Annotated in this window: 25 protein-coding genes and 1 tRNA gene; 9 read left to right on the top strand and 17 right to left on the bottom strand. The window is 70.5% G+C overall.

Translation table 11 applies throughout. The features are described 5' to 3' along the window. Positions 1 to 6 precede the first annotated feature (6 nt). Complete coding sequence (locus tag RCO28_RS18205) at positions 7 to 723, bottom strand: NAD(P)H oxidoreductase (protein WP_308942173.1); 717 nt, start codon at positions 721 to 723, stop codon at positions 7 to 9. A 94-nt stretch (positions 724 to 817) separates the two neighbouring features. Between RCO28_RS18205 and RCO28_RS18210 the strand changes: the two genes are divergently transcribed. Beyond that, a complete protein-coding gene (locus tag RCO28_RS18210) occupies positions 818 to 1,747 on the top strand; it encodes an AraC family transcriptional regulator (protein ID WP_308942174.1) in 930 nt (309 codons plus the stop codon). Between the two features lie 158 nt (positions 1,748 to 1,905). Here RCO28_RS18210 and RCO28_RS18215 read toward each other — a convergent pair. Beyond that, positions 1,906 to 1,987, bottom strand: a tRNA-Tyr gene (locus RCO28_RS18215). 185 nt (positions 1,988 to 2,172) lie between these two features. Between RCO28_RS18215 and RCO28_RS18220 the strand changes: the two genes are divergently transcribed. Continuing rightward, a complete protein-coding gene (locus RCO28_RS18220; protein WP_308942175.1) occupies positions 2,173 to 2,661 on the top strand; it encodes a YajQ family cyclic di-GMP-binding protein in 489 nt (162 codons plus the stop codon). A gap of 122 nt (positions 2,662 to 2,783) precedes the next feature. On the opposite strand, the gene RCO28_RS18225 is transcribed toward RCO28_RS18220, so the two are convergent. From RCO28_RS18225 to RCO28_RS18290, 14 genes are all read right to left on the bottom strand, one after another. Further along, the gene (locus tag RCO28_RS18225; RefSeq protein ID WP_308942176.1) at positions 2,784 to 3,053 is read right to left on the bottom strand and encodes a GlsB/YeaQ/YmgE family stress response membrane protein; all 270 of its coding nucleotides are present in this window, start codon (positions 3,051 to 3,053) and stop codon (positions 2,784 to 2,786) included. 296 nt (positions 3,054 to 3,349) lie between these two features. Then, positions 3,350 to 4,507, bottom strand: coding sequence for a barstar family protein (locus RCO28_RS18230; RefSeq protein ID WP_308942177.1), 1,158 nt, complete (start codon positions 4,505 to 4,507; stop codon positions 3,350 to 3,352). 5 nt (positions 4,508 to 4,512) lie between these two features. Then, complete coding sequence (locus RCO28_RS18235; protein ID WP_308942178.1) at positions 4,513 to 4,905, bottom strand: YccF domain-containing protein; 393 nt, start codon at positions 4,903 to 4,905, stop codon at positions 4,513 to 4,515. Next, positions 4,902 to 5,762, bottom strand: a complete 861-nt coding sequence (gene htpX, locus RCO28_RS18240; RefSeq protein WP_308942179.1) for a zinc metalloprotease HtpX — start codon at positions 5,760 to 5,762, stop codon at positions 4,902 to 4,904. The genes RCO28_RS18235 and htpX overlap by 4 nt, the downstream gene beginning before the upstream one ends. 233 nt (positions 5,763 to 5,995) lie before the next feature. After that, the gene (locus RCO28_RS18245; protein WP_308942180.1) at positions 5,996 to 7,537 is read right to left on the bottom strand and encodes an NADH-quinone oxidoreductase subunit N; all 1,542 of its coding nucleotides are present in this window, start codon (positions 7,535 to 7,537) and stop codon (positions 5,996 to 5,998) included. Continuing rightward, complete coding sequence (locus RCO28_RS18250; protein WP_308942181.1) at positions 7,534 to 9,111, bottom strand: NADH-quinone oxidoreductase subunit M; 1,578 nt, start codon at positions 9,109 to 9,111, stop codon at positions 7,534 to 7,536. Before RCO28_RS18250 ends, RCO28_RS18245 begins: the two co-directional genes overlap by 4 nt. Positions 9,112 to 9,114: 3 nt before the next feature. Then, the gene (locus RCO28_RS18255; protein ID WP_308942182.1) at positions 9,115 to 11,148 is read right to left on the bottom strand and encodes an NADH-quinone oxidoreductase subunit L; all 2,034 of its coding nucleotides are present in this window, start codon (positions 11,146 to 11,148) and stop codon (positions 9,115 to 9,117) included. Further along, complete coding sequence (nuoK, locus tag RCO28_RS18260) at positions 11,145 to 11,552, bottom strand: NADH-quinone oxidoreductase subunit NuoK (RefSeq protein WP_308942183.1); 408 nt, start codon at positions 11,550 to 11,552, stop codon at positions 11,145 to 11,147. Before nuoK ends, RCO28_RS18255 begins: the two co-directional genes overlap by 4 nt. Next, positions 11,552 to 12,322, bottom strand: a complete 771-nt coding sequence (locus RCO28_RS18265; RefSeq protein WP_308942184.1) for an NADH-quinone oxidoreductase subunit J — start codon at positions 12,320 to 12,322, stop codon at positions 11,552 to 11,554. Before RCO28_RS18265 ends, nuoK begins: the two co-directional genes overlap by 1 nt. After that, the gene (locus RCO28_RS18270; protein ID WP_308942185.1) at positions 12,319 to 12,978 is read right to left on the bottom strand and encodes a 4Fe-4S binding protein; all 660 of its coding nucleotides are present in this window, start codon (positions 12,976 to 12,978) and stop codon (positions 12,319 to 12,321) included. The genes RCO28_RS18265 and RCO28_RS18270 overlap by 4 nt, the downstream gene beginning before the upstream one ends. After that, a complete protein-coding gene (locus RCO28_RS18275; protein WP_308942186.1) occupies positions 12,978 to 13,946 on the bottom strand; it encodes a complex I subunit 1 family protein in 969 nt (322 codons plus the stop codon). The genes RCO28_RS18270 and RCO28_RS18275 overlap by 1 nt, the downstream gene beginning before the upstream one ends. After that, on the bottom strand, positions 13,943 to 15,340 hold the full coding sequence (locus RCO28_RS18280; RefSeq protein ID WP_308942187.1) for an NADH-quinone oxidoreductase subunit C: 1,398 nt from the start codon (positions 15,338 to 15,340) through the stop codon (positions 13,943 to 13,945). The genes RCO28_RS18275 and RCO28_RS18280 overlap by 4 nt, the downstream gene beginning before the upstream one ends. After that, on the bottom strand, positions 15,337 to 16,044 hold the full coding sequence (locus tag RCO28_RS18285; RefSeq protein WP_308942188.1) for an NADH-quinone oxidoreductase subunit B family protein: 708 nt from the start codon (positions 16,042 to 16,044) through the stop codon (positions 15,337 to 15,339). The genes RCO28_RS18280 and RCO28_RS18285 overlap by 4 nt, the downstream gene beginning before the upstream one ends. After that, positions 16,035 to 16,448 (bottom strand): NADH-quinone oxidoreductase subunit A, encoded by a 414-nt coding sequence (locus tag RCO28_RS18290; RefSeq protein WP_374991192.1) that lies wholly within the window; start codon positions 16,446 to 16,448, stop codon positions 16,035 to 16,037. The genes RCO28_RS18285 and RCO28_RS18290 overlap by 10 nt, the downstream gene beginning before the upstream one ends. Before the next feature lie 227 nt (positions 16,449 to 16,675). Here RCO28_RS18290 and RCO28_RS18295 point away from each other — a divergent pair, with 227 nt between their 5' ends. From RCO28_RS18295 to RCO28_RS18315, 5 genes are all read left to right on the top strand, one after another. Beyond that, positions 16,676 to 17,839 carry a sensor domain-containing protein gene (locus RCO28_RS18295; protein WP_308942190.1) on the top strand — a complete coding sequence of 388 codons (1,164 nt, stop codon included), beginning with the start codon at positions 16,676 to 16,678 and terminating at the stop codon, positions 17,837 to 17,839. A gap of 299 nt (positions 17,840 to 18,138) precedes the next feature. Further along, the gene (locus tag RCO28_RS18300; protein ID WP_308942191.1) at positions 18,139 to 19,473 is read left to right on the top strand and encodes a sensor domain-containing protein; all 1,335 of its coding nucleotides are present in this window, start codon (positions 18,139 to 18,141) and stop codon (positions 19,471 to 19,473) included. Positions 19,474 to 19,712: 239 nt separating this feature from the next. Next, on the top strand, positions 19,713 to 20,372 hold the full coding sequence (locus RCO28_RS18305) for a response regulator transcription factor (protein WP_308942275.1): 660 nt from the start codon (positions 19,713 to 19,715) through the stop codon (positions 20,370 to 20,372). Between the two features lie 239 nt (positions 20,373 to 20,611). Then, positions 20,612 to 22,543, top strand: a complete 1,932-nt coding sequence (locus RCO28_RS18310; RefSeq protein ID WP_308942192.1) for a 2-oxoacid:acceptor oxidoreductase subunit alpha — start codon at positions 20,612 to 20,614, stop codon at positions 22,541 to 22,543. Beyond that, complete coding sequence (locus RCO28_RS18315; protein ID WP_308942193.1) at positions 22,536 to 23,642, top strand: 2-oxoacid:ferredoxin oxidoreductase subunit beta; 1,107 nt, start codon at positions 22,536 to 22,538, stop codon at positions 23,640 to 23,642. Before RCO28_RS18310 ends, RCO28_RS18315 begins: the two co-directional genes overlap by 8 nt. A 41-nt stretch (positions 23,643 to 23,683) precedes the next feature. Here the strand turns inward: RCO28_RS18315 and RCO28_RS18320 are convergent, their stop codons facing one another. Beyond that, positions 23,684 to 24,067, bottom strand: coding sequence for a helix-turn-helix domain-containing protein (locus RCO28_RS18320; protein ID WP_308942194.1), 384 nt, complete (start codon positions 24,065 to 24,067; stop codon positions 23,684 to 23,686). 103 nt (positions 24,068 to 24,170) lie between these two features. Between RCO28_RS18320 and RCO28_RS18325 the strand changes: the two genes are divergently transcribed. Both RCO28_RS18325 and rarD read left to right on the top strand, forming a co-directional pair. Further along, positions 24,171 to 25,031: an SDR family oxidoreductase gene (locus RCO28_RS18325; RefSeq protein ID WP_308942195.1), complete on the top strand. Its 861-nt coding sequence runs from the start codon at positions 24,171 to 24,173 to the stop codon at positions 25,029 to 25,031. Positions 25,032 to 25,232: 201 nt separating this feature from the next. Then, positions 25,233 to 26,240 (top strand): EamA family transporter RarD, encoded by a 1,008-nt coding sequence (gene rarD, locus RCO28_RS18330; RefSeq protein WP_308942196.1) that lies wholly within the window; start codon positions 25,233 to 25,235, stop codon positions 26,238 to 26,240. Positions 26,241 to 26,246: the final 6 nt, after the last annotated feature.

A 26,246-nucleotide genomic window follows, 5' to 3' on the forward strand; every position in this document is an offset into this window, starting at 1 on the left:
ACGCCGTCAGGCCGCCACCAGTTCCTTCGCGAGGAAGCCCTCTACGAACTCACGTGCGCGGCGGTCGAAATCGGCGTACTGCGCCTCCCGCTCAGCCCCGGCGACCGCTTCGCCGACCAGCAGATTGCCCTCGGCGTCGACGCGCTGCGGGCGGTCCTCCGCGTCGAGGAGCAGGCCGACGGAGGAGTGGGAGAAGCCGCAGTAATAGGCGATGCCTTCACTGAGGTTGGCCTCGAGAACCGACTGCATGGCCTCCGCGATGGGGTCGTCGGCGGTGGCGCCGGCCAGGCCGAGCCACAGCATGCGCTTGCCCGCGAGGCGGGGCTTGCTGCGTCCGTAAGCGAAGCCGTAGTTCCATACGCGGTCGATCCACCCCTTGAGGATCGCGGGCACGCTCTGCCAATACACCGGGAAGACGGCGACGACGACATCGGCGTCGAGAATGCGCTGCATATGGGAGTGCGTCTCGTCCGAGTACGCCTTCTCCCGGTTGCCCCAGTCCGGCTGGTCCGCCACGTTCATCCGCGGGTCGAACCCCTCGGCGTGCAGATCGAGCAGGTCGATGCGGTATCCGGCGGCTTCGAGCTGTGCGGCCGTACGACGGGCGGTGTGCGCGGTGAGGGAATCGCTGCGGTGGTGTGCGACGACGACGAGCGCTGTCCTGGCGTCACTGCTGTGCTGCGGCACTGTCTCTCCTGCTGGCTCGATGTGGTCCCGATCCATTCGGTGAGACCAGTACAGCCGCGGGTCTGTAGATGATCCATGGGAGAAACCCTCCAAGACATAGGAGATCGTCTACAGCGTCTACGATGTCCCTGTGGATCCCTTGAGTTCATTACTGGGCGGCATCCGGGCCGAGGGCTCGGTCGTCAGCCACGCCGTACTGACGGCGCCCTGGACCATCCGCTTCGCCGACGAGGCTCCGCTGACCATGGTCAGCGTGCTGCGCGGGGGTGGCACTCTGCTGCTGCCCGACGGCACCGAGCGGGCGGTCGGCGTGGGAGACACGGCCATCGTGCGGGGCCCCACACCGTTCCTTCTCGCGGACGAGCCCGGCACGGTCCGCCGCCCTCATGCCGAGTACGAGATCGCCTGCTTCACGACGCCTACCGAGTGCACGGCCGAGGAGCTCGGCGGTATCCACTGGGGCACCGACCCGGACGGGGCGACCGCACTGATCGTGGGCGCCTACCGCGCCTCGGGCCATCGCCATGAGCGGCTCCTGCGCGCGCTGCCGCCCGTCCTGGTGGTCAACGAGGACGTCGAGGTCTGTGCCTGGCTGGAGACCGCCGCCGTCGACGCCGCCCAGCGCTCCGCGGGTTCACAGGCGCTGATGGACCGGCTCCTCGACTGGGGTCTGGTGTGCACGCTGCGCACCTGGTTCGACCAGGCGGGCACCGACGCGCCCACCTGGTATCGCGGACTCGCCGATCCGGTCCTCGCCCCCGCCCTGCAAGCCTTCCACGGCCGGCCCGCCGAGGCGTGGACGGTGGCGTCGCTGGCCGCTCAATCCGGCGTCTCCCGGGCGCTGTTCGCCAGGCGCTTCACCGAACTGATGGGCCGCCCGCCCCTCGCCTACCTCACCGAATGCCGCATGGCCGACGCCGAATCCCTCCTGGCCGACACGGACCTCAGCATCGCCCAGATCGCCAAGTCCGTGGGCTACGCCGACGCTTTCGGCTTCAGCGCCGCCTTCAAACGGCACAAGGGGTGGAGCCCGAGTACGTTCCGGGTTGCTGCGGCTTGATCCGTGGCGGGGCGGGGCGAGGTGTGGCGTGGCGTGGCGTGGGCGGGGTGTGGCGACGGCGCGTGTGGGCGGGCGTGCGGCCGTGCGGCTTCGGGCGTACACGAAGAAACCCCCTCCGCTCTGCGTTTCCGCAGTTCGGAGGGGGTTTTTCCCAAGTGTGGCGGCGCCAGGATTCGAACCTGGGAAGGCTGAGCCGGCAGATTTACAGTCTGCTCCCTTTGGCCGCTCGGGCACACCGCCTGGGATGCTGCGTGAAGCGGCCTTGCGGCTGCTCCGTGGCAACGACGTAAACGATACCTGATGCCCGGGGGTGCTTCGCCACCCGATAGATCGCCGCTGGGCGCGGGGGTGGTGACTAGGCTTGCGGTGCGGTCCGGCACTACCGGCCGCACCCCTACGCACCCCGATACAAGGAGCCACAGGACATGGCCGACTCCAGTTTCGACATCGTCTCGAAGGTCGAGCGGCAGGAGGTCGACAACGCCCTCAACCAGGCCGCCAAGGAGATCTCCCAGCGCTACGACTTCAAGAACGTCGGTGCCTCGATCGCCTGGTCCGGCGAGAAGATCCTGATGCAGGCGAACTCCGAGGAGCGGGTCAAGGCGATCCTCGACGTCTTCCAGTCCAAGCTGGTGAAGCGGGGCATCTCGCTGAAGTCGCTGGACGCGGGCGAGCCGCAGGTCTCCGGCAAGGAGTACAAGATCTTCGCCTCCATCGAGGAGGGCATCTCCCAGGAGAACGCCAAGAAGGTCGCGAAGATCATCCGCGACGAGGGCCCGAAGGGCGTGAAGGCCCAGGTGCAGGGCGACGAGCTGCGGGTGACCTCGAAGAACCGTGACGACCTGCAGTCCGTGATCGCGCTCCTGAAGGGCCAGGACTTCGAGTTCGCGCTGCAGTTCGTGAACTACCGGTAAGCACGCGCGCGTTGAGCGCGTTATGAGCAGTCGCGAAAGGGCGGACACCGATGGGGTGACCGCCCTTTCGCGTACCGATGACGCCGGTGGTTGCCAGTGGCGGTCTCGTCGCCGGGCCGCGCTCAGCGGGAGCGGGAGTGGCCGAAGAGCAGGCGGTACGCGATGAGCAGCACGAGGGAGCCACCGATGGCCGCGACCCACGTCGGGGCGTCGTAGAAGTCCTTCGCGATGGGGCGGTCGAAGAACTCGGCGGAACCCCAGCCTCCGATGAAGGCGCCCGCGATGCCGATGAGGGTGGTGCCGATCAGGCCGCCCGGGTCGCGGCCGGGCAGCAGGACCTTGGCGACGGCTCCGGCGATGAGCCCCAGAACGATCCAGCTGATGATGCCCATACGGCCGTGACCTGCCTTTCCTTACGTGCGTCTGTGGTGCGGTTCGGCGACGTGGCGTCGGCGTTGCGTCGTCCCGTCGTCGCAGTTCGTCGTCATGGTTCGTCGTCGTTGTGTTGTCGGTGAAGACGTCGGCCGGGGCATGTGTGGTTGCGCGGGGCGCTGTGGTGCGGTGCATGACACAGGGGCGGTGCCTGGCATACGAGCAGTGCCTGGCGTGCGAGCAGTGCCTGGCGTGCGAGCAGTGCCGGGCATACGGGCGGTGCCTGCGCCTTCAGCGACCGCGCCCGCCGAAGGGCTCAGCCCAGGACGACTACGACGCTCTTCTCCGTGAGGAAGGCCAGCAGTTCCTCGAAGGTGTGCGGGCGGCTGTCCGTACGGGGCTGAACGCCCAGGCAGCGGCGGGCGATGTGCGCGTCGTGCCAGAGGAGCGTGAAGGGCGGGCGGGCGCCGAAGCGGCCGCAGAGGCAGTCGGCGAGGGCGTCGAGGCCCCAACCGAAGTAGCCGCCGGGCCCGTTGACCGCCTCGCCCAGGGCGCAGAAGAACGCGGGCACATCGACGATGTGCCGGCCGTCGAGGTGGAACGTGACGCCCGGTGCCGCGTCCTCGGCGGTGCGGGCGCGGTTGGCCAGGGCGGTGGTGAGCCAGAAGCGGCGGCCCGGCTCGTCGCAGCGCGCCCAGAGGTTGGGCAGGCCGGGGCGGCCGTCGGCCCACAGCTCCCACACGTCGTGGGCGGCCGACGGCGGTCGCTCCGCCAAGGGCTGCAGGGTGAGGTCGACCCGGCCGGGCCCGCGGGCGGACGGGATCCAGGCGGTGACCTCGCCCTCGACGGCGTCCTGGACGGGTTCGCCGAAGCGGTCGAGGCGCCTCAGCACGGCGCTGCCGAGGTCCTCCTCGCCCGCGTCCAGGGCGCGGCGCAGGGCGTTCCGCGGGGTGCAGCCGAGGAGGCGTACGGCCGTCTCCTGCTGCGTGGGCGGCTCTTCGTACACGCAGGCGAGGTCTCTGGTCGTGCCCCAGGGCAACTCCCTTGCGGTGTCCCAGGGTTCGTCCCCGCAGAGACGGAAACCCGGGGACAGCGGCGGGCGTTGTGGATAGTCGGGCTGGTCGGGGACGGGGGTCCCCTCCACGGTCACGTCGAGCAGCGTCAGGTCACGGGCACAGCGGCGCGCGCCGAGGATACGCACGTCCTGCAGACACCACTCCCCCACTGAACGACCGGCTTTGTCGAGGAGTTCCAGGGTCAGCAGGCCGATCGGCGCCGATCCCTCGGCCCTCGCCAGGTCGATGGCCGCGCTGAACTCCCGTTCCGGGGCGCACCCGAGGAGTTCGTAGCGCTCGCGCACGGGTGGCGGCGGGTCGGCGAAGAGGCCCTCCACGTCGCTGCAGTGGGCCCAGGTGTCGCCGTACTCGACCTCCCACGGGTCGTACGCCACCAGGGCGTACCGCGGCCGGTCCACGCGCGTCAGCGGGAGGCGAAGGGCTGGTCGGTGGGGACGATCTCGCGGCCCAGGGGCATCAGGGAGACCGGGATCAGCTTGAAGTTGGCGAGGCCCAGCGGGATGCCGATGATCGTGAGGCACTGGGCGATGCCCGTGACGATGTGGGCCAGGGCGAGCCACCAGCCGGCCAGGACCAGCCACAGGACGTTGCCGACGCAGGAGGGCGCGCCCGCGTCGCGGCGCTCTACCGCCATGTACCCGAAGGGCCACAGAGCGAAGAGACCGATGCGGAACGAGGCGATCCCGAAGGGGATACCGATGATCGTGATGCAGAGGATCAGGCCCGCGGCGAGATAGCCGAGGAACAGCCAGAAGCCGCTCAGCACGAGCCAGATGATGTTGAGGATGGTTTTCACTGGTGACGTCCTGCCATCTGCTCGAGTCGGGCGATGCGCTCCGCCATCGGCGGATGTGTGGAGAACAGTTTCGCCATGCCCTGACCTGGACGGAACGGGTTCGCGATCATCATGTGGCTGGCCGCCTCGATCTTGGGCTCGGGCGGGAGCGGCAACTGCTTCGTGCCGCGCTCCAGTTTGCGCAGGGCGCTGGCCAGGGCCAGTGGGTCGCCGGTGAGTTGGGCGCCGGAGGTGTCCGCCTCGTACTCCCTGGAGCGGCTGATGGCGAGGCGGATCACCGAGGCGGCGATCGGGCCCAGGAGCATGATCAGCAACATGCCGAAGATGCCCGGCCCTTCACGGTTGCTGTTGCCGCTGGGGATCAGCCAGGCGAAGTTGACCAGGAACATGATCACCGAGGCGAGGGCGCCCGCCACCGACGAGATCAGGATGTCTCGGTTGTAGACATGGCTCAGTTCGTGGCCGATGACGCCGCGCAGTTCGCGCTCGTCCAGGATGCGCAGGATGCCCTCCGTGCAGCAGACCGCCGCGTTGCGCGGGTTGCGGCCGGTCGCGAACGCGTTGGGGGCTTCGGTGGGTGAGATGTAGAGGCGGGGCATGGGCTGGCGGGCCTGGGTGGAGAGTTCGCGGACCATTCGGTACAGCTCGGGGGCCTCGAATTCGCTCACCGGTCGGGCGCGCATCGCTCTCAGGGCGAGCTTGTCGCTGTTCCAGTACGCGTACGCATTGGTGCCGAGCGCCACGAAGAGGGCGACGATCAAGCCCGTACGTCCGAAGAAACTGCCGATGACGAGGATGAGCGCGGACAGTCCCCCGAGGAGCACGGCGGTCTTCAGACCGTTGTAGCGGCGGTGCACGGTACGCCCTCCTGGTGGTGCGGCGGGGGAACCCTTGTCGTCCTGGCTTCCACATCCAGTGGACCCTCCCTACCTGGTCAACGCCAGGCGAAGGGTGCTGGTTCCCTGGCGCGCACGCGGCCGGGTTCGGCCGTACGGGTGCGGGGCGCGGCGGCGCCTCAAGGGGCACCGCTGCGCCGGGTGTCGGGGAGAGGCGCTTCCCGAACCGAAACCGGCTCCCGAAAACCGGCTCCTTAAAAGAGAGCAGCCGCCGAGAACCGCAGGACGAGCTGCGGGGCTCCGGACAGGGCGACGCCGATGACCGTCGTGAGCACGAGCGCTGCCGCCAGCGGGAAGGGCACCGCGTGCTTCCGCTCGGCCTTCGCCGCTCCTTCGGGCGCTGCTCCTTCAGGGGCGCGGAAGAGGACCGCGGTCCACTGCAGGTAGTAGTAGAGGGCGATCACGACGTTGAGCGCCATGACGACGGCGAGCCAGCCGAGGCCCGCGTCGACGGCCGCCGCGAAGACCGTGACCTTCGCGAACAGGCCGATGATGCCCGGCGGGAGTCCGGCCAGGCAGAGCAGGAAGAAGCCGAGGACGAGCGCCGCCAGCGGACGGTTCGCGTACAGGCCGCGGTAGTCGCTGATGCGGTTCAGGGGCCGGGTGCGGGCGACGAGCGCGGCGACGGCGAACGCGCCGAGGTTCACGGCGGCGTACATCAGGGCGTACGCGACGGTGGCGCCGATCGCCTTCTCCGTCTCGGCGGGGCTCTCGGCGTACGCGGCCGAGGCGATCGGCACCAGGAGGTAGCCGGCCTGCCCGACGGAGGACCAGGCGAGGAGGCGGATCGCGCTGTACGCGCGCGTGCCGACCTGTCGCAGGGCGGCGACGTTGCCGACCGTCATGGTGAGTGCGGCCAGGACGGCGAGCACGGGGCCCCACACGTCGGCGTACGCGGGGAAGGCCACGACGGTGACCAGGATGAGGCCGGTGAAGCCGACCGCCTTGCCGACGACGGAGAGGTACGCCGCGACCGGGAGCGGCGCGCCGATGTACGTGTCGGGCACCCAGAAGTGGAAGGGCACCGCGGCCGTCTTGAAGGCGAAGCCGACGAGGGTGAGGGCCACACCGGTCTGCGCGAGGATGTGCAGCTGTCCGTCGACCTCGCCGAGCCTGGCGGCGACCTCCGTGAGGTGCAGGGTGCCGGTCGCCGCGTACACGAAGCTGATGCCCATGAGGCTGACGGCGGTGGCGGTGACGGAGGACAGGAAGAACTTCAGGGCCGCCTCGGAGGAGCGCCGGTCGCCGCGCTTGATGCCGACGAGGGCGAAGGCCGGCAGGGAGGCGACCTCCAGGGCCACGATCAGGGTGGCGAGGTCGCGCGATGCGGGCAGCAGGGCCGCGCCCGCCGCGGAGGCGAGCAGCAGAAACCAGAACTCCCCTTCGGGGAGTGCCTTGTTGTCCTTCAGCGGGCTCACGGAGAGGAGGGCTGTCAGCAGGGCACCGGCGATGACCAGGAACTGGATGACGACGGTGAAGCGGTCGGCGGTGTAGCTGCACACGTCCGCGTCGCCGACCAGGCAGAAGGTGGCGCGGTCGCCGTCGAGCAGCGGCAGCAGTGACAGGCCCGCGGCCACGAGACCGGCGAGGGAGATCCACGCCAGGAGTGTCTTGTTGTCCTCGCGCACGAACAGGTCGGCGACGAGGACGACCAGGGCGACGACGGCCGCGATGGTGGGCGGTGCGATCGCCACCCAGTCGACGTTCTGGACGAGGCTTGCGGCGGCTGCGGTCATGCCTTTCCTCCTGCGAGGAGCTGCTGCACGGCCGGGTCGGTGAGGCCGAGCAGCAGCGCGGGCCAGAGTCCGGCGAGAACGGTGAGGGCGACGAGCGGGGTCCAGGCGGCGAACTCGTAGCCCCGGACGTCGGCGATCTTCGGGGCGGTCGGTTCGGGGGTGGCGCCCATGCAGACGCGGCGTACGACGATCAGCATGTACGCGGCGGTCAGGAGCGTGCCGAAGGCGCCGATCGCCATGAACGTGAGGAAGGCCGGCCGGCTCAGGCCGTCGGCGGGGTCGAAGGCGCCGAACAGGGCGAGCATCTCGCCCCAGAATCCCGCGAGTCCGGGCAGTCCGAGCGAGGCGACGGCGCCGAAGGCGAGCAGTGCGCCGAAACGGGGCGCCTTGCCGTAGAGGGCGGCGCCGGTCTGTTCGGCGAGCGCGTCGAGGTCGGTGCTGCCGGTGCGGTCCTTGAGCGCGCCGACGAGGAAGAACAGCAGGCCCGTGATGAGGCCGTGGGCGATGTTGGCGAACAGCGCGCCGTTCACGCCGGTCGGGGTCATCGAGGCGATGCCGAGCAGCACGAAGCCCATGTGGCCGACGGACGAGTACGCGATGAGCCGCTTGAGGTCGCCCTTCGCGCCGCGCTTGGCGAGCGCGAGGCAGGCGAGCGACCCGTAGATGATCCCGACGACCGCGAAGGCGGCGAGGTACGGCGCGAACTCCCGCATTCCGTCAGGGGTGATGGGGAGGATGATCCGGACGAACCCGTACGTACCCATCTTCAGCAGGACGCCGGCGAGGAGGACTGAGCCGACGGTGGGAGCGGCCGTGTGGGCGTCCGGGAGCCAGCTGTGCAGCGGCCACATCGGGGTTTTGACGGCCAGTCCGATCCCGATCGCCAAAGCGGCGATGACCTGCACGGATGTGGTCAGCCCACGGCCGTTGTCAGTGGCGAGTGCCATCATGTCGAACGTGCCTGAGTCGAGGCCGACGAGGAGCAGTCCGAGCAGCATCACGACCGAACCGAGGAGGGTGAAGAGGATGAACTTCCAGGCGGCCGACCGCCGTTGATCACCTCCCCACCGGGCGATCAGGAAGTACATCGGGATGAGGACCATCTCGAACGCGAGGAAGAACAGCAGCAGATCGAGGACGGCGAAGGTCGCGAGGGTGCCGGACTCGAGGACCAGCAGCAGCGCGACAAATGCCTTGGGAGACGGGCCCGTAGGCATCTTGAAGTAGCTGTAGAGCGCGCAGAGGAAGGTCAGCAGCGCGGTCAGGACGAGAAGGGGGAGCGAGATGCCGTCGACGCCGAGATGGATCCGCACGTCGAGCGCGGGGATCCAGCTGATGTCGGTCGTGGCCTGCATACGCGCGGGCTCGTCGTGATCGAAGCCCGCGGCTAGGGCGAGCGCGGCGAGGAGCACGACTCCGGTGACGGTCACGCCGTGCCGCAGCACGGCCTGGTCCGGTGACTTGCCCCGCAGTCCGGGCGGGGCGGGCAGCAGGGCGGCGCCCGCGCCGAGGAGCGGGAGGACCACCACGAGAGCGAGGAGGTACTGCATGACGGTGTCGTTGATATCGATCACGGCTCAGGCTCCCGCTGCGACGAGTACGGCGGTGACGGCCAGGACGGCGGATCCGGCGAGCAGCACGCTCAGATAGGTCTGCACATTGCCGGTCTGGGCGCGGCGGGCGGCCGCGCCGAGCCAGCGGGGCAGGGTGCCCGCGCCGCGCACGTACGTGTCCACGACCTCGCGGTCGAGGAAGCGGACGACGGTGGCCAGGAACTGGGTGGGGCGGACGAACAGCGCGGAGTAGACCGCATCCGCCCGGAAGCCGACGGCCGCGTGGCGGTGCAGCGGGCCGAGCAGCAGGCGGCCCGGGTCGGCCGGGTCCGGTGCGGAGGCGATCGAGCCGTACGCGGGGGTGTGCGTGGCGATCGCCTCGGCTTCGGAGACGGCGGGCTCGGCACCCGGGTGGGCGGCGACGGCGCCCACGGGGACGCGGGCGGCCAGGGCCGTGGTGTGCCGCCAGGTGCCGTAGGTGACGAGTCCGCCGACCAGGGTGAGGCCGGTGGCGAGGACGGAGGTGGTGAGGGTCGGCGTGAGCGAGCGGCCGTCGAACCAGTCGGGGAGCACTCCGACGGTGATGCCGAAGACGAGGGAGGGAACGGCGAGCACCCATAGGACGACGTTCATCACGACCGGCTGCCTGCCGTGGTCCGGGGCCTCGACCACACCTGGGACGGGGTGGGGTCCGGTGACGGGCGGGCGGAAGGCGAGCAGCCACAGCCGCGTCGCGTAGGCGGCGGTCAGCACGGCGGCGAGGAGGCCGGAGACGAGCACGATCCAGCCCGCCGATCCGGGGGCGGACTCGGTGTGGCCGGTGGCCGCGTGCTCGGCGGCGCCGAGGACGGCCTCCTTGGAGAAGAAGCCGCTGAAGGGCGGGATCGCGGCGAGCGCGAGCAGCGCCACGGTCATCGTCCAGAACGCGTCGGGGATCCGGTCCCGCAGGCCCGTCATACGGGACATCGCGGCAAGGGAGTTGGTGCCGGCGGCGTGGATGATCACGCCGGCGGCGAGGAAGAGCAGCGCCTTGAAGGCGCCGTGCGAGAGGAGGTGGAAGACGGCCGCGCCACGGTCGCCGACGGCCAGGGCGCCGGTCATGTAGCCGAGTTGGCCGACGGTCGAGTACGCGAGGACGCGCTTGATGTCGTCCTGCGCGAGGGCCGCGAGCGCCGAGCCGACCATCGTGACGGCGGCCATCACGGCGAGGACGACCAGCGCGGCGGCGGACGCGGCGAAGACGGGGAGGAGACGGGCCACGAAGTACACACCGGCGGCGACCATCGTCGCGGCGTGGATCAGCGCGGAGACCGGGGTGGGGCCGGCCATCGCGTCGGGCAGCCAGGTGTGCAGCGGGAACTGCGCCGACTTGCCCGCCACGCCCGCGAGGAGGAGCAGGGCGATCAGCGTGGGGTGGTCGAGGCCGCCGGTCGCGACGGCGTCGAGGACCCTCGTGATGCGGAAGGACCCGGCGTCGGCGGCGAGGGCGAACAGACCGATCAGGAAGGGGACATCGCCGAGCTTGGTGACCAGGAAGGCCTTCAGGGAGGCGGCGCGCGCCTCGGGCGTCTCCCAGTAGTGGCCGACGAGGAAGTACGAGCAGATGCCCATGACTTCCCAGCCGACGAGCAGCAGCATCAGGTCGCCGGAGTAGACGACCAGGAACATCGCGGAGGTGAACAGCGAGACCAGAGCGGCGTACGAGGGGTAGCGCGGGTCGTCGCGCAGGTAGCCCGTCGAGTAGATCTGCACGCAGGAGGCGACGAGGCCGACCAGGACGGCGACGAGGACGGCGAAGCCGTCGAGGTGCAGGGCGAGTTCGATCGGCACGGAGCCGGTGGGCGTGAGCTCGGTGGCCGCGTCGACGGGGCGGATGCCGCCGCCGGCGCCGCCGCCCTGACGTACCGCGATCAGTACGGCGATGACGGCCGACAGCAGGGTGGGCAGCACCGCGAGGGGGCGGACGAAGCCGGGGGCCTTGCGGCCGAGGAGCAGTCCGGCGGCGGCGCTGAGGAACGGCAGAAGGGGGACGAGAACGGCGAGGGTCGTGGTGGTCACGCGGTGGCCTCGGCCTTCTGCGCGGCGGCGGTCGCGTCGGGGTGGGTCGCGTCGGCGGCGCCGTCGGGTGCCGCTTCGTCGAGGCCCGCGGGGCCGGGGGACTCGGCGGTGTCGCGGAGGCGGTCGACGTCGGACGTGCCGCGGTTGCGGTACACCATCAGCACGATGGCCAGGCCGATGCCGATCTCGGCGGCGGCGATGGCGATGGTGAAGAGGGTGAGGGCCTGGCCGGCGTGCAGGGTGTCGCGGAGCCAGACGTCGAAGGCGACCAGGTTCAGGTTGACGGCGTTGAGCATCAGCTCGACGGACATCAGGACCAGGATCGCGTTGCGGCGGGCGAGCACTCCGTACAGGCCGGTGCAGAAGAGCAGGACCGCGAGCACCGCGGGATAGGCGAGATGCATCAGCGCTGCTCCTTGTCTGCGGTGTCGGGGGCGGACTTCGCGCCCGCCTCGGGTCCGGTCTTGGCGCCGTCCTCGGGTCCGGTCTTGGCGCCCGCCTCGGGTCCGGTCTTGGCGCCCGCCTCGGGTCCGGTCTTGGCGCCCGCCTCGGGTCCGGTCTTCGCGGCCGCCCCGGGTCCGGTCTTCGCGGCCGCCCCGGGTCCGGTCTTCGCGGCGGCCACGTCGGCTTCGTCGTCCTTGTCGGACTTGCGGGAGAGGGCGATCGCGCCGACGAGGGCGGCGAGGAGGAGGACGGAGAGGGCTTCGAAGGGCAGCACCCAGTGCTGGAAGAGCATCGCGCCGGTGACCGAGGTGGTGCCCTGCGGTGCGTCGAGGTCGATCCACTGGGTGCGGAACGCGTCCACGACCACCCACACCAGGGTCGCCGCGGCGGCGACGGCCACGGTGAGGGCGGCCCAGCGGTTGCCCGAATCGGCGTCCGGGGAGCGGCCGATGGGCGCCTTGGTGAGCATCAGTCCGAAGAGGAGGAGTACGACGACGGAACCGACATAGATCAGGACCTGCACCCACGCGATGAACTCGGCGGTGAGCAGGAGGTATTCGACAGCGAGGCCGCCGAGCGTGACGACCAGCCACAGGGCGGCGTGCACGAGTTGCCTCGTGGTGACGGTGACGATCGCCGCCGCGAAGGTGACGAGTCCGACGAGGAGGAAGGCGATCTCGACGCCGGTCGGCGAGAGGAAACCCTGCGGGGCTGCTGCGGCGAGGGTCACTGCTTGCCCTCCCCTGGCTCGGTCTTCGGGCCTTCCGTCTTCGGGCCTTCCGTCTTCGGGGCCTCGGCCTGCGGGGCCTCCGCCTTCGGGGACTCCGCCGAGGCCTCGGTCTCGGTCTCGGGCTCGGCCTGCTGCTGGGTGGCGAGTTTCTCGGCCGCCTTGCGGGCCGCGGCGATCTCCTTGGGCTCTTCCGCGGAGGCGTCGAGGGCGGGCGGGGCGGGGACAGTCCACATCCACTCGCGGAGCTTGTCCCGCTCGTGGGTGAGTTCGTGGATGTCCGTCTCCGCGTACTCGAACTCCGGTGACCAGAACAGCGCGTCGAAAGGACAGACCTCGATGCAGATACCGCAGTACATGCAGAGCGCGAAGTCGATGGCGAAGCGGTCGAGGACGTTGCGGCTGCGTTCGCGGCCGCCCGGGGTGGCGGCGGGGACCGTCTCCTTGTGGGAGTCGATGTAGATGCACCAGTCCGGGCACTCGCGGGCGCAGAGCATGCAGACCGTGCAGTTCTCCTCGAACAGGCCGATGACACCGCGGGTGCGCGGCGGCAGTTCGGGCTGGACGTCGGGGTACTGCTCGGTGACGGTCTTCCGCGTCATCGTGCGGAGGGTGACGGCGAGGCCCTTGGCCAGGCCGGACCCGGGGATCGGAGGCATTACTGGATCGCCACCTTCACGATTCCGGTGAGCGCGATCTGCGCGAGGGCGAGCGGGACGAGCGTGGTCCAGGCGAGCTTCTGCAACTGGTCCTCGCGGAGACGGGGGTACGAGACGCGCAGCCAGATGACGAGGAAGGCGAGGACGGCCGTCTTGAGCAGGGTCCACACCCAGCCGAGCCCGTCGGCACCCCACGGCCCGTGCCAGCCGCCCAGGAAGAGGACGGTGGTCAGGCCGCACAGGACGACGATCCCGGCGTACTCGGCGAGGAGGAAGAGGGCGAAGCGGAGACCGGTGTACTCGGTGTACGCGCCGAAGATGATCTCCGAGTCGGCCACCGGCATGTCGAACGGCGGGCGTTGCAGCTCGGCGAGGCCGGCCACGAAGAAGACCAGGGCGCCGACGATCTGCCAGGGCAGCCACCACCACTCGAAGGCCTCGACGATGCCCGGCAGGGAGACGGTCCCCGCGGCCATCGCCACGGAGGCGGCGGTGAGCAGCATCGGCAGTTCGTAGGCGAGGAGTTGGGCGGCGGTACGCAGGCCGCCCAGGAGGGAGAATTTGTTGGCGGAGGCCCAGCCGGCCATGAGCGATCCGAGTACGCCCACGCCCATGACGGCGAGTACGAAGAAGAGACCCGCGTCCACGACCTCGCCGACGGCTCCCTCGCCGGGGCCGATCGGGATGGCGACGAGGACCAGGAGGTAGGGCAGGAGGGCGACGGCCGGGGCGAGCTGGAAGATACGGCGGTCGGCGCCCGTGGGTACGACGTCTTCCTTCTGGGCGAACTTGACGCCGTCGGCGACGAGTTGGGCCCAGCCGTGGAACCCGCCCGCGTGCATGGGGCCGAGGCGGCCCTGCATATGGGCCATCACCTTGTGCTCGGTCTGACCGATGACGAGGGGCAGGACCAGGAAGACGGCGAAGACGACGAGGAGTCGCAGGGCGACGTCGAGGGCGTCGTTCATGCGGGGTCGCCTCCGGCAGGGGTGTCTTCGTCGGGGGTTTCGGGCGCGGGCGGGGTTTTGGGAGCGGCTGGGGTGTCGGGCTTGGCCGGGGTCTTGGGCTCGGCCGGGGTCTTGGGCTCAGCCGGAGCCTCGGGCTCGGCCGACGACTCGGGCTCGGCCGACGACTCAGCCGGAGCCTCGGGCTCGGCCGACGACTCAGCCGGAGCCTCGGGCTCGGCCGCGGCGGCCTCGGAGCTGTCCGTGCTCTCCGGCTCGTCGAACGTGGGCCGGGGGTTGTGCCATGGGGCGTCGGAGCTACGGGGCGGCGTGGGCTTCTCGGACGGCTCCGATGCACCCGCCTCCGACGGCTGCGACGCCTTCGACGGCTCCGTCGGCGGCGTGTCCCGCTGCGAGGTCGAGCCCTGGCTCGCGCTGCGGGAACGGCGCGGAGGGGACGAGGCAGCAGGTGAGGGCGAGGGCGAAGGTGAAGGCGTACACGATTCGGTCCCGGCCGCAGCCTGACCGGCCGCGCCCTGATCGGCCTGACCGGCCGCGCCCTGACCCACCTGCCCGGCCTGCCCGGCCGCGGCCTGGCTCGCCGACCCCTGCGAAGCGCTGCGCGTACGGCGAGGGCGCGTCGTCGCGGCCTCGCCGGAAGAGGTCTCGCCGGAAGGGGTCTCGCCCGAAGGGGCCTCGCCGGGAGCGCTCGTCTGGCTGGCCGAGCCCGCGCTCGCCGAGCGGGTACGCCGAGCCGGACGCTCCCCGGCCCCGCCACCGGCACCCGCACCCGCACCCGCCGCACGCGCACCCCGAGCCGGACGCGCCGGCGCAGGCGGCAACTGGCCCTTCAGCGGGCCCCATTCGTTGGGGTCGGGCACGCCGGGCGGAAGCATCTGGCGCCGCTTGGGCGCGCCGTGCGCGGCCCCCGCCGCAGACTCCCCCGGCTCCTTGGCGCCCGGCCACGCCTTCACGACCCGCGCCGCGAGCACGAAGTCCTTGCGCAGCGGGTGGCCCTCGAAGCCGTCGGGCAGCAGCAGCGGGTCGAGCCCGGGGTGGCCGGTGAAGTCGACGCCGAACATCTCGTGGGTCTCGCGCTCGTGCCAGGCGGCGCCCGCGTAGACGTCGACGGCGGAGGCGAGCACCGGTGCCGCGTGCGGGACGGTCGTACGGACGAGGAGGCGGCGTACCGGATGGAGGGCCACCACATGAGCGGAGACGCGGAAGCCGGTGCCCGGTTCGTCGACCGCGCTGAGCCAGTCGAAATACGTGCAGCCTAGCCGGGTGCGGGCCGTGAGCAGGGCCGTCGTCCAGGTCTCGGCGGGGACGTCGACGGTGAGCAGGTCGTACGACTCCTCGGCGGTCGCGTCCGGGCCGAAGAGTTCGGTGACCTCGTCGGGAAGCCAGCCGGTCGTCATCGCTCGCCCTCCCCCGAAGCCGAACCGGAACCCGAGCCGGAACCCGAACCCGACCCAGCACCCGAACCCGAACCGGCACCCGACCCGGAATCCGAACCCGAAGCCGAACCCGAAGCAGGAGGTGCGACAAGCCCGGTCTGCAGGGCCGCGGCCGACGGACGCCCCGCGGCGGAGTAGCGCTCGCCGAGGGACTCCTGGGCGATCTTCTCCTGGAGCTTGAGGATGCCCTGGAGCAGCGCTTCGGGGCGCGGCGGACAGCCGGGGACGTACACGTCGACGGGGATGATCTGGTCGACGCCCTTGGTCACGGAGTACGAGTCCCAGTACGGGCCGCCGCAGTTGGAGCAGGCGCCGAAGGAGATCACGTACTTCGGCTCGGGCATCTGCTCGTACAGGCGCTTCACGGCGGGGGCCATCTTGTCGGTGACCGTTCCCGAGACCACCATCAGGTCGGCCTGGCGCGGGCCCGGGGCGAACGGGATGACGCCGAGGCGGATGAAGTCGTGGCGGGCCATGGACGCGGCGATGAACTCGATGGCGCAGCAGGCGAGGCCGAAGTTGAAGACCCACAGGCTGTAGCGGCGGCCCCAGTTGAGGACCACCTTCATGGGCTCTGGAGCGAGCCGGGCCAGCGGGCCGAGCTTGGAACCGCCCTCGTTCCCGCGCTCGCCCTCGCCGGGCTTCGGTCCGATGTTCACGTCCATGCCAGGACGCCCTTCTTGTATGCGTACAGCAGGCCCACGGCCAGGAAGCCGAGGAAGATGAACATCTCCACCAGCGTCGTCGCGCCGTACTGCGGATCGGCGAAGACGGTGGCCCAGGGGAAGAGGAAGATCGAGTCGACGGCGAAGATCACGTACAGGAACGCATAGACGTAGTAGCGGACCTGGGTGTGGGCCCAGCCCTCGCCGACCGGGTCGACGCCGCACTCGTAGGTGAGGAGTTTCTCCGGGGTCGGTACGACGGGCCGCAGGAGACGGCCCGCGCCGAAGGCGACGGCGACGAAGAGCACGCCGATGACGGCGAGCAGTCCTACGACGGAGTAGCTCTGGAAGTAGTCCGCGGCGAGAACGGTCGGTCCCGGCACGTCGGCCCCTCGCTCCCTGATCTCGTTGTTCTCGTTGATCTCGTTGATCTCGTTGTTCCGGCGGTTCGGAAGAGTCCCGGCCGGTCAAGGGCGCGGTGTCCCTGTTCGACGATCTGTACGCACGGGAGTCTAGGCCCTGTTAAAGAACGGGTAAGCAGCCCCTTCACATGCAGGGTGGGGTTTTCCCCCGTCGGTCCCGGCGGCACACCTCATGGCGTCCGGTCCGCCCGCCCGGCAGGCTGTCCGTCATGACCACCGGACAGCGCCCCCTGCCGCCCGCGCGGCTCGCGTTCGCGGGCCAGACGTGGAAAGAGGTCGCGCACCTCCTGCTCAATCTGCCGCTCGCGCTGTTCTCCTTCGTGTACGTGGTGGTCGTCGTGGCTGTCGGCAGCGCGCTCGCGGTCACCGTGATCGGCCTGCCGCTGCTCGGCCTCGGTCTGGCGGGCGCCCGCGGCCTCGGCTCAATGGAGCGGTCCAGGGCGCGCCGGCTGCTCGGCACGTTCGTGGACGAGCCGAGCCCGCTGCCGTTCCGGAAGGACGACGGCTTCCTCGCCCGGACCTGGGGGCGCCTGAAGGACCCGGTGGGCTGGCGGAGTCTGCTGTACGGGTTCGTACGGCTGCCGTGGGGCGTGCTGACGTTCACGCTCACCCTGGTCGCGCTGATCGTGCTGTGGCCGATGCTGCCGTTCGTCGTACGCGGGCTGAGCAACGCGGACCGGGCGATGGCGCGCGGACTCCTCTGCCCGTCCGACGAGTTGGAGCGGCGGATCGCGGAGCTGGAGTCGGACCGCGGCACGGTAGTCGACACCGCCGCCGCCGATCTGCGCCGGATCGAGCGCGATCTGCACGACGGGGCGCAGGCCCGCCTGGTCAACCTCGCGATGGGCCTCGGCCTCGCCAAGGAGAAGCTGCTCGAGGGGCAGGCCGACGCGACCGTGGCGGCGATGGTCGACGAGGCGCACGGCGAGGTGAAGCTGGCACTCCAGGAGCTGCGCGACCTGGCCCGCGGCATCCACCCGGCCGTCCTCACCGACCGCGGCCTCGACGCCGCGCTCTCCTCGCTCGCCGCGCGCTGCACGGTGCCGGTCCGGGTGACGGTCGACCTGCGGGAGCGGCCCGCGCCGGCCATCGAGGGCATCGCGTACTTCACGGTCTCCGAGCTGCTGCAGAACGTCAGCAAGCACAGCGGTGCGCGCTCGGCCTCGGTCGAGGTGTGGCGCGCGGACCGGCGGCTGCTGCTCCGCGTCGAGGACGACGGCCGCGGCGGTGCCTCGCTCGACGGCGGTACGGGCATGTCGGGGCTCGCGGACCGGCTCGGCGCGGTGGACGGCCTGTTCGTCGTGGACTCCCCGGCGGGCGGCCCGACGACGGTCTCGGCGGAACTCCCCTGGCGCGACCGGTCGGACGGCTGACGACACGGACTCGGCTGCCGTCCGGAGACGGTGCCGACTGCCGCCGGGAAACGGACCCGACTGCCGCCGGGAAACGGACTCGACTGCCGCCGGGAAACGGACCCGACCGCCATCCAGAACGGGCTCAACTCCCGTCCGGGGGTGGGGAAAACCCCCGGTCGAAGACGGCGACGGTCCTCATGGTGGGCGGGGCGGCGGCGGAGGAGGGTGGACGTACCCCATCGGAACACCGAACACGCCCGCAGCCCACGCGCGGAAGCGGCCCACGCCCACGCCCACGAGCAGAAACGGATGACCTCATGGCCATGGAGTACGGAGAGCGAACCCGGCCCGGGTATCCCGCGCGGCGCCCCCTGCTGCCGCCCGCACTGCGCGCTCCGGTCGAGGCGAGGACCTGGCGCGAGTTCGGGCATCTCCTCGTCAGCCTGCCGTTGAGCATCGTGATGTTCACGTACGCGGTGACGATGGTGGCGCTCGGCGCCGGACTGCTCGTCACGTTCCTCGGGGTGCCGGTGCTCGCCGCGGCGCTCGCGGGGTGCCGCGGTTTCGGCGTACTGGAGCGGGCGCGGGCGCGCGGGCTGCTCCGCCTCGACGTGGCGGAGCCGCGGCCGGTGCGGGCGGCCAAGCCCGGCGCGATGGCGTGGATCGGGGCGGTGCTGAAGAGCGGCACGTCCTGGCGGAGCCTGCTGTACGCGGTGCTGCACTTCCCGTGGGCGGTGTTCGCGTTCACGGTGGCGGTGACGTTCTGGTCGGTCGGCTGGTCGCTGCTCACCTATCCGCTGTGGCGGTGGGTGTTCCCGGCGTACGTGGGCGTGGACGGCATCCAGGTCTACGGCGAGGAGGGCGGGCGCAACAGCTTCTATCTCGACACCCCCTTCGAGATCGGCGCCACGGCCGCCGTCGGGCTGCTCGTCACGCTGGTCACGCCGTGGCTGATCCGGGCCCTGACGACGGTCGACCGGGTCATGGTGGCCGGACTGCTCGGCGCCTCCCGCCTTGACGCCCGGGTGGTCGAGCTGGAGTCGGACCGCGGAGTGGTCGCGGACACGGCCGCCGCCGACCTGCGCCGGATCGAGCGGGAGCTGCACGACGGGGCGCAGGCCCGGCTCACCGGTCTGGCCGCGGACCTGGGCCTGGCGAAGGACAAGCTGAGCGAGGACCCGCAGGAGGCGGCCCGGCTCGTGGACGAGGCGCACGGCGAGGTGAAGCTGGCGCTCCAGGAGCTGCGCGACCTGGCCCGCGGCATCCACCCGGCCGTCCTCACCGACCGCGGCCTCGACGCCGCCCTCTCCGCCCTGGCCGCGCGCTGCACGGTGCCGGTCCGGGTCGAGGTGGACCTGCCGCACCGGCCGGCCGCGGCCATCGAGGGCATCGCGTACTTCACGGTCTCGGAGCTCCTCGCGAACGTCAGCAGGCACAGCGGTGCGCGCTCGGCCTCGGTGGAGGTGTGGCGGGTCGAGGACCGGCTGCTCGTGCAGGTCGCGGACGACGGCCGGGGCGGCGCCGACCCCGCCGCGGGTACGGGTCTCGCGGGTCTCGCGGGGCGGCTCGGCGCGGTGGACGGGGGCCTGGACGTGGACTCCCCGGCGGGCGGACCGACCCGGGTGACGGCCGAACTGCCCTGGCGGGGTTGAGAGTTCGCGTACGACGGGTGAGTCCACGTACGACCGTGAGAGTTCACGTACGACTGCCGAGAGGCCACGTACGACTGGCGAGGGACCTCCCTCCTCCAGGCTTCCACCCGGAGTCGACCCGGCCCGCCGACACTCGAAGCAATCCCGGCACTCGGGCGCAGCGGTGACCGAATGCTGGGATGCTGGTTCCGTCGTCGGGGCGGGACCGGAGTGGGGGCGTACGGATCGTGGAGGACAGTGTGCGGGTGGTCATCGCCGAGGACTCGGTGCTGCTCAGGGAGGGCCTGACCCGCCTCCTCACCGATCGGGGACACGAGGTCGTCGCGGGAGTCGGCGACGCGGAGGCCCTGATCAAGACCGTTGGGGAGCTGGCCGCGCAGGACGCGCTGCCGGACGTGGTGGTCGCGGACGTACGGATGCCGCCGACGCACACCGACGAAGGGGTACGGGCGGCGGTCGCGCTGCGGCGCAGCCATTCGGGTCTCGGCGTACTCGTCCTTTCGCAGTACGTGGAGGAGCAGTACGCGACGGAGCTCCTTGCCGGGTCGACCCGTGGCGTGGGCTACCTGCTCAAGGACCGGGTGGCCGAGGTGCGGGAGTTCGTCGACGCGGTGGTGCGGGTCGCCGAGGGCGGGACGGCCCTCGACCCGGAGGTGGTGGCGCAGCTGCTCGGGCGCAGCCGCAAGCAGGACGTCCTGGCGGGGCTGACCCCGCGCGAGCGCGAGGTGCTCGGCCTGATGGCGGAGGGGCGGACGAACTCCGCGATCGCCCGGCAGTTGGTGGTGAGCGACGGGGCGGTCGAGAAGCACGTCAGCAATATCTTCATGAAGCTCGGCCTGTCCCAGAGTGAGGGGGATCACCGTCGCGTTCTGGCGGTGCTCACCTACCTCAACTCGTAGTTTGCTGACACCCTGTCAGATATGAAGTTCACCCCCGTCAGGTTCGCCGCCAGGGACGTCGCGGAGACCCTCGGAGAGACCCCCGGAGACGCCTCCGGGAACCCCTCGGGAGGAGTCTCAAAGTCACGTCCACGATGCGAGCGACCCCGGGAAGGGCACCCTCACAGACGTAGGGTGGCCCTGGGAGGACCGGTCGACCGGCGTCTCCCGTGCCGCAGCCTCGAGGGAGGTCCAGTTCAGTGACCAGCCAGGTCAGTAGCCATGCCGAGCAGGCCGACTCGGCCGTCGTGGGTGGACAGCGGAAGCCGTCCGGCGACAAGGAAGTGCGCCGTCTGGACCGGGTGATCATCCGTTTTGCGGGTGACTCGGGTGACGGTATGCAGTTGACGGGTGACCGGTTCACGTCGGAGACGGCGTCGTTCGGTAATGACTTGTCGACGCTGCCGAATTTCCCGGCCGAGATTCGTGCTCCTGCCGGGACGCTTCCGGGTGTGTCGAGTTTCCAGTTGCATTTCGCGGATCATGACATTCTCACGCCGGGGGATGCGCCGAATGTTCTGGTGGCGATGAATCCGGCGGCGTTGAGGGCGAACATCGCGGATGTGCCGCGGGGCGCGGAGATCATCGTGAACACGGACGAGTTCACGAAGCGGGCGATGCAGAAGGTCGGGTACGCGGATTCTCCCCTTGAGGACGGTTCGCTCGAGGGTTATCGGGTGCATCCGGTGCCGTTGACGACGTTGACGGTGGAGGCGTTGAAGGAGTTCGAGCTGTCCCGTAAGGATGCGGGGCGCAGTAAGAACATGTTCGCGCTTGGTTTGCTGTCGTGGATGTATCACCGGCCTACGGAGGGCACGGAGAGTTTCCTGAAGTCGAAGTTCGCGAAGAAGCCGGATATCGCGGCGGCGAACATCGCGGCGTTCCGTGCGGGCTGGAATTTCGGGGAGACGACGGAGGATTTCGCCGTCAGTTATGAGGTGGCGCCGGCGGCTGCGGCGTTCCCGACGGGCACGTACCGGAACATCTCCGGGAATCTGGCCTTGTCGTACGGTCTGGTGGCGGCGTCGCGACAGGCGGATCTGCCGTTGTATCTGGGGTCGTATCCGATCACTCCGGCGTCGGACATTCTGCATGAGCTGAGCAAGCACAAGAATTTCGGTGTGCGGACGTTCCAGGCCGAGGACGAGATCGCGGGGATCGGCGCGGCGCTCGGTGCCGCTTTTGGCGGGTCGCTGGCGGTGACGACGACGTCCGGTCCGGGCGTGGCCCTGAAGTCGGAGACGATCGGGTTGGCGGTGTCGTTGGAGCTGCCGCTGCTGGTGGTGGACATTCAGCGCGGCGGGCCGTCGACGGGTCTGCCGACGAAGACGGAGCAGGCGGATCTGCTGCAGGCGATGTACGGCAGGAATGGTGAGGCGCCGGTGCCGATCGTGGCGCCGAAGACGCCGGCGGACTGTTTCGACGCGGCGATCGAGGCGGCGCGGATCGCTCTCACGTACCGGACGCCGGTGTTCCTGCTCTCCGACGGCTATCTGGCGAACGGCAGCGAGCCGTGGCGGATTCCGGAGGTGGATGAACTGCCGGATCTGCGGACGCAGTTCGCGCACGGGCCGAACCACACGCTGGACGACGGCACCGAGGTGTTCTGGCCGTACAAGCGTGATCCGCAGACCCTGGCCCGGCCGTGGGCGGTGCCGGGGACGCCGGGTCTGGAGCACCGGATCGGCGGCATCGAGAAGCAGGACGGGACGGGGAACATCTCGTACGACCCGGCCAACCACGAGCTGATGGTCCGCACCCGCCAGGCCAAGGTCGACGGCATCGACGTCCCGGACGTGGAGGTCGACGACCCGAGCGGCGAGGCTGAGCTGCTCGTTCTCGGCTGGGGCTCGACCTACGGCCCGATCACCGCCGCCGTGCGCCGGCTGCGGAACGCGGGACAGCCGGTCGCGCAGGTGCATCTGCGGCACCTCAACCCGCTGCCGGGGAATCTGGGCGGGGTGTTGAAGCGTTACCCCAATGTGGTGGTTCCGGAGATGAACCTGGGCCAGCTCGCCACGCTGATCCGGGCCAAGTACTTGGTGGACGCCCGGAGTTACACGCAGGTCAACGGCATGCCGTTCAAGGCCGAGCAGCTCGCCACGGTTCTCAAGGAGGCGCTCGATGGCTGACACGACGACCACGCACAGCTCCGAGCAGACGCAGACGCAGACTGAGCAGGCTCGGACGCTGCTGTCCCTCGTCCCCAAGGCCGAAGCCAAGCAGTCCATGAAGGACTTCAAGTCCGATCAGGAAGTGCGCTGGTGCCCGGGGTGTGGTGACTACGCGGTCCTGGCCGCCGTGCAGGGATTCATGCCCGAGCTCGGTCTCGCCCGCGAGAACATCGTCTTCGTCTCCGGCATCGGCTGCAGCTCCCGTTTCCCGTACTACATGAACACGTACGGGATGCACTCCATCCACGGCCGTGCCCCCGCCATCGCGACCGGACTCGCCTCCTCCCGACGGGACTTGAGCGTCTGGGTCGTCACCGGTGACGGCGACGCCCTGTCGATCGGCGGCAACCACCTCATCCACGCGCTGCGCCGCAACGTGAACCTGAAGATCCTGCTGTTCAACAACCGGATCTACGGCCTCACCAAGGGCCAGTACTCCCCCACCTCCGAGGTCGGCAAGGTCACCAAGTCCACGCCGATGGGCTCCCTGGACGCCCCCTTCAACCCGGTCTCCCTCGCCCTCGGCGCGGAGGCGAGCTTCGTGGCCCGCACCGTCGACTCCGACCGCAAGCACCTCACCGACGTGCTGCGCCAGGCCGCCGCCCACGACGGCACCGCCCTGGTGGAGATCTACCAGAACTGCAACATCTTCAACGACGGCGCCTTCGAAGTCCTCAAAGACAAGCAGCAGGCCGAGGAAGCCGTCATCCGCCTCGAACACGGGCAGCCGATCACCTTCGGCACTGACAGCGCCAAGGGAGTCGTACGGGACACCCTGACCGGGGAGTTGAAGGTCGTGGACGTCACCGAGGACAACCGGTCGCAGATCCTCGTCCACGACGCCCACTCCGCGTCCCCGACCACCGCGTTCGCTCTGTCCCGCCTCGCCGACCCGGACACCCTGCACCAGACCCCGATCGGCGTGTTCCGCTCCGCCGAGCGGCCCGTCTACGACACCCAGATGGCCGACCAGCTCGACGCCGCCATCGAGCAGAACGGCAAGGGCGACCTCGCCGCCCTCCTCACCGGCAACGACACCTGGACCGTCGTCGGCTGACGTTCACAGAACGAGTGTGAGGCCCGGCCCTGAGCAGTGATTCAGGGCCGGGCCTCGTCGTACTTCTCCCGGTTCTTGAGCACCTGCTCCGTGCGCCGCTCCGTCCACCGGCCGAGCGCCTCGACCTGGGCGGCCGCCTCCTCGCCGAGCTCCGTCAGGGAGTAGTCGACGCGCGGCGGGATCACCGGCTGGGCGTCGCGCAGCACGAAGCCGTCGCGCTCCAGCGTCTGCAGTGTCTGGGCCAGCATCTTCTCGCTCACCCCGCCGACGTGCCGGCGCAGCTCGCTGAAGCGGTACGAGCGCTCCCGCAGGGCGATCAGGATCAGCACGCCCCAGCGGCTCGTGACGTGTTCGAGGACCCCGCGCGAGGGGCACATCGGGGCGTTGACGTCCATCTTCATGCCCGGCTGCCAGCTAACTTCCATGCCAGTACCTTACTTCAAAGTGGGTACTTCCGTTTGGTTAGTGCCCAGCTTACGTTGGGGGCATCCCCGAGAAAGGGCCTCGAACCCCACCTAGGAGCCCCTCATGATCGTCGTCACCGGAGCCACCGGACAGCTCGGCCGCCTCGTCGTGGAGCAGCTGCTCGACGCCCGGGTCCCGGCCGGCCGGATCGCCGCCGTCGTCCGCGACAAGGACAAGGCCGCCGGCCTCGCGGAGCGCGGGATCGAGCTGCGGATCGCGGACTACTCGGCGCCCGAGACCCTCGCCGGGGCGTTCGGCGCCGGTGACCGGGTGCTGCTGATCTCCGGCAGCGAGGTCGGCCGGCGGGTGGCGCAGCACCAGGCGGTGATCGACGCGGCGAAGGCGGCGGGCGTCGCGCTGCTCGCGTACACCGGGATCCTCGGCGGCCCCGAGGCCGACTTCCGGCTCGCCGACGAGCACAAGGCGACCGAGCGGGCGATCCTCGACTCCGGACTCCCGTACGCGTTCCTGCGCAACGGCTGGTACCACGAGAACCACACCGCGAACCTGGCCCCGGTCGTCGAGCACGGCGCGGTCCTGGCCAACGCGGGCGAGGGCCGGATCGCCTCGGCCGCGCGCGCCGACTACGCCGCGGCCGCCGTCGCCGTGCTGACCGGCGAGGGCCACGAGGACCGGACGTACGAGCTGAGCGGCGACGAGGCGTGGAGCTTCGCGGAGTACGCGGCCGAGGTGGGTCGGCAGACCGGCAAGGAGATCGCGTACCGGAACGTGCCCGCCGAGCAGCACCTCGCGGTCCTCACCGGCGCCGGAGTGCCCGGGCCGATGGCCGAGATCCTGGTCGACGTGGACGCCGCCGTGGAGCGCGGGCGGCTCGCCGGGCGCAGCGGTGACCTGGCCCGGCTGATCGGCCGGCCGACGACGCCGGTGGCCGAGGCGATCACGGCCGCGCTCAGGGCCGCGTGACCCTCTTGACCGCGTGACCCCTCTGGCCGCGTGACCCCCCAGGGCCGCGTGACCCCCAGGGTCGCGTGATCCTCTGAGCCTCGCGCCGGGCCGTTGCGGACGTGGGTGCGCCTGTCATGACCGTATGCGGATACGGACATGACAGGTGGGCCTTCTCGGCGCTACCTTCGTGGAGTTGTCACGAAGCAGAGTGGAGGGGCCTTGAAGCCGTCGGGTGAGGGTCGCGCGGGACTGATATGCGGCTTTGCCGCCTACGGGTTGTGGGGCCTCGTCCCCCTCTTCTGGCCGCTCCTCAAACCGGCCGGTGCCGGAGAGATCCTGGCCCACCGGATGGTGTGGTCGCTGGCGCTCGTCGCGCTCGTGCTGCTCGTGATGCGGCGCTGGGCGTGGGCGGGCGAGCTGCTGCGGGAGCCCCGCAAGCTGGGCCTGGTGACGATCGCGGCGACCGTGATCACCGTCAACTGGGGCCTCTACATCTGGTCCGTGAACACCGGCCATGTCCTCGAGGCCTCGCTCGGCTACTTCATCAATCCGCTCGTCACCATCGCGATGGGCGTGCTCCTCCTGAAGGAACGGCTGCGCCCGCTGCAGTGGACGGCCGTGGGCGTGGGCGCCGCCGCGGTGCTCGTCCTGGCCGTCGGGTACGGGCAGCCGCCGTGGATCTCGCTGACGCTGGCCTTCTCGTTCGCGACGTACGGCCTGGTCAAGAAGAAGGTCAACCTCGGCGGTCTGGAGTCGCTCGCCGCGGAGACCACCATCCAGTTCCTGCCCGCGCTCGGCTATCTGATCTGGCTGGGCACGCGGGGCGAGTCCCACTTCGGGCCGCACGGCGCCGGCCACGCCGCGCTGCTCGCCGCGACCGGCCTGGTGACCGCGATCCCCCTGATCCTGTTCGGGGCCGCCGCGATCCGCGTACCGCTGTCGACGCTCGGGCTGTTGCAGTACCTGGCGCCGGTGTTCCAGTTCGTGCTCGGCATCACGTACTTCCACGAGGCCATGCCGCCCGAGCGGTGGGCGGGCTTCGCCCTGGTGTGGCTGGCCCTTTCGCTGCTCACGTGGGACGCGCTGCGGAACGCCCGTCGGACGCGGGCGGAGGCGATTCGGCTGGCGGCCGCGCAGGCGGTGGCGCCGGACGCGACGAAGGGGACCGAGGTGTCGTCTCCGCCCTCGCCCTCGTCCTCGTCCTCGTCCTCCAAGGCGACACTCTGACGGTGG

Source organism: Streptomyces sp. LHD-70, assembly GCF_031157275.1.
Classification (GTDB): domain Bacteria; phylum Actinomycetota; class Actinomycetes; order Streptomycetales; family Streptomycetaceae; genus Streptomyces.

What these genes read in the sequence shown, in the direction of transcription:
- RCO28_RS18205 (WP_308942173.1), bottom strand. Translation starts at nt 723, where the DNA reads ATGGATCGGGACCACATCGAGCCAGCAGGAGAGACAGTGCCGCAGCAC.
- RCO28_RS18220 (WP_308942175.1), top strand. Translation starts at nt 2,173, where the DNA reads ATGGCCGACTCCAGTTTCGACATCGTCTCGAAGGTCGAGCGGCAGGAG.
- RCO28_RS18225 (WP_308942176.1), bottom strand. Translation starts at nt 3,053, where the DNA reads ATGGGCATCATCAGCTGGATCGTTCTGGGGCTCATCGCCGGAGCCGTC.
- RCO28_RS18245 (WP_308942180.1), bottom strand. Translation starts at nt 7,537, where the DNA reads ATGACCGCAGCCGCCGCAAGCCTCGTCCAGAACGTCGACTGGGTGGCG.
- nuoK (WP_308942183.1), bottom strand. Translation starts at nt 11,552, where the DNA reads ATGCATCTCGCCTATCCCGCGGTGCTCGCGGTCCTGCTCTTCTGCACC.
- RCO28_RS18270 (WP_308942185.1), bottom strand. Translation starts at nt 12,978, where the DNA reads ATGCCTCCGATCCCCGGGTCCGGCCTGGCCAAGGGCCTCGCCGTCACC.
- RCO28_RS18275 (WP_308942186.1), bottom strand. Translation starts at nt 13,946, where the DNA reads ATGAACGACGCCCTCGACGTCGCCCTGCGACTCCTCGTCGTCTTCGCC.
- RCO28_RS18280 (WP_308942187.1), bottom strand. Translation starts at nt 15,340, where the DNA reads ATGACGACCGGCTGGCTTCCCGACGAGGTCACCGAACTCTTCGGCCCG.
- RCO28_RS18285 (WP_308942188.1), bottom strand. Translation starts at nt 16,044, where the DNA reads ATGGACGTGAACATCGGACCGAAGCCCGGCGAGGGCGAGCGCGGGAAC.
- RCO28_RS18295 (WP_308942190.1), top strand. Translation starts at nt 16,676, where the DNA reads ATGACCACCGGACAGCGCCCCCTGCCGCCCGCGCGGCTCGCGTTCGCG.
- RCO28_RS18300 (WP_308942191.1), top strand. Translation starts at nt 18,139, where the DNA reads ATGGCCATGGAGTACGGAGAGCGAACCCGGCCCGGGTATCCCGCGCGG.
- RCO28_RS18315 (WP_308942193.1), top strand. Translation starts at nt 22,536, where the DNA reads ATGGCTGACACGACGACCACGCACAGCTCCGAGCAGACGCAGACGCAG.
- RCO28_RS18320 (WP_308942194.1), bottom strand. Translation starts at nt 24,067, where the DNA reads ATGGAAGTTAGCTGGCAGCCGGGCATGAAGATGGACGTCAACGCCCCG.
- RCO28_RS18325 (WP_308942195.1), top strand. Translation starts at nt 24,171, where the DNA reads ATGATCGTCGTCACCGGAGCCACCGGACAGCTCGGCCGCCTCGTCGTG.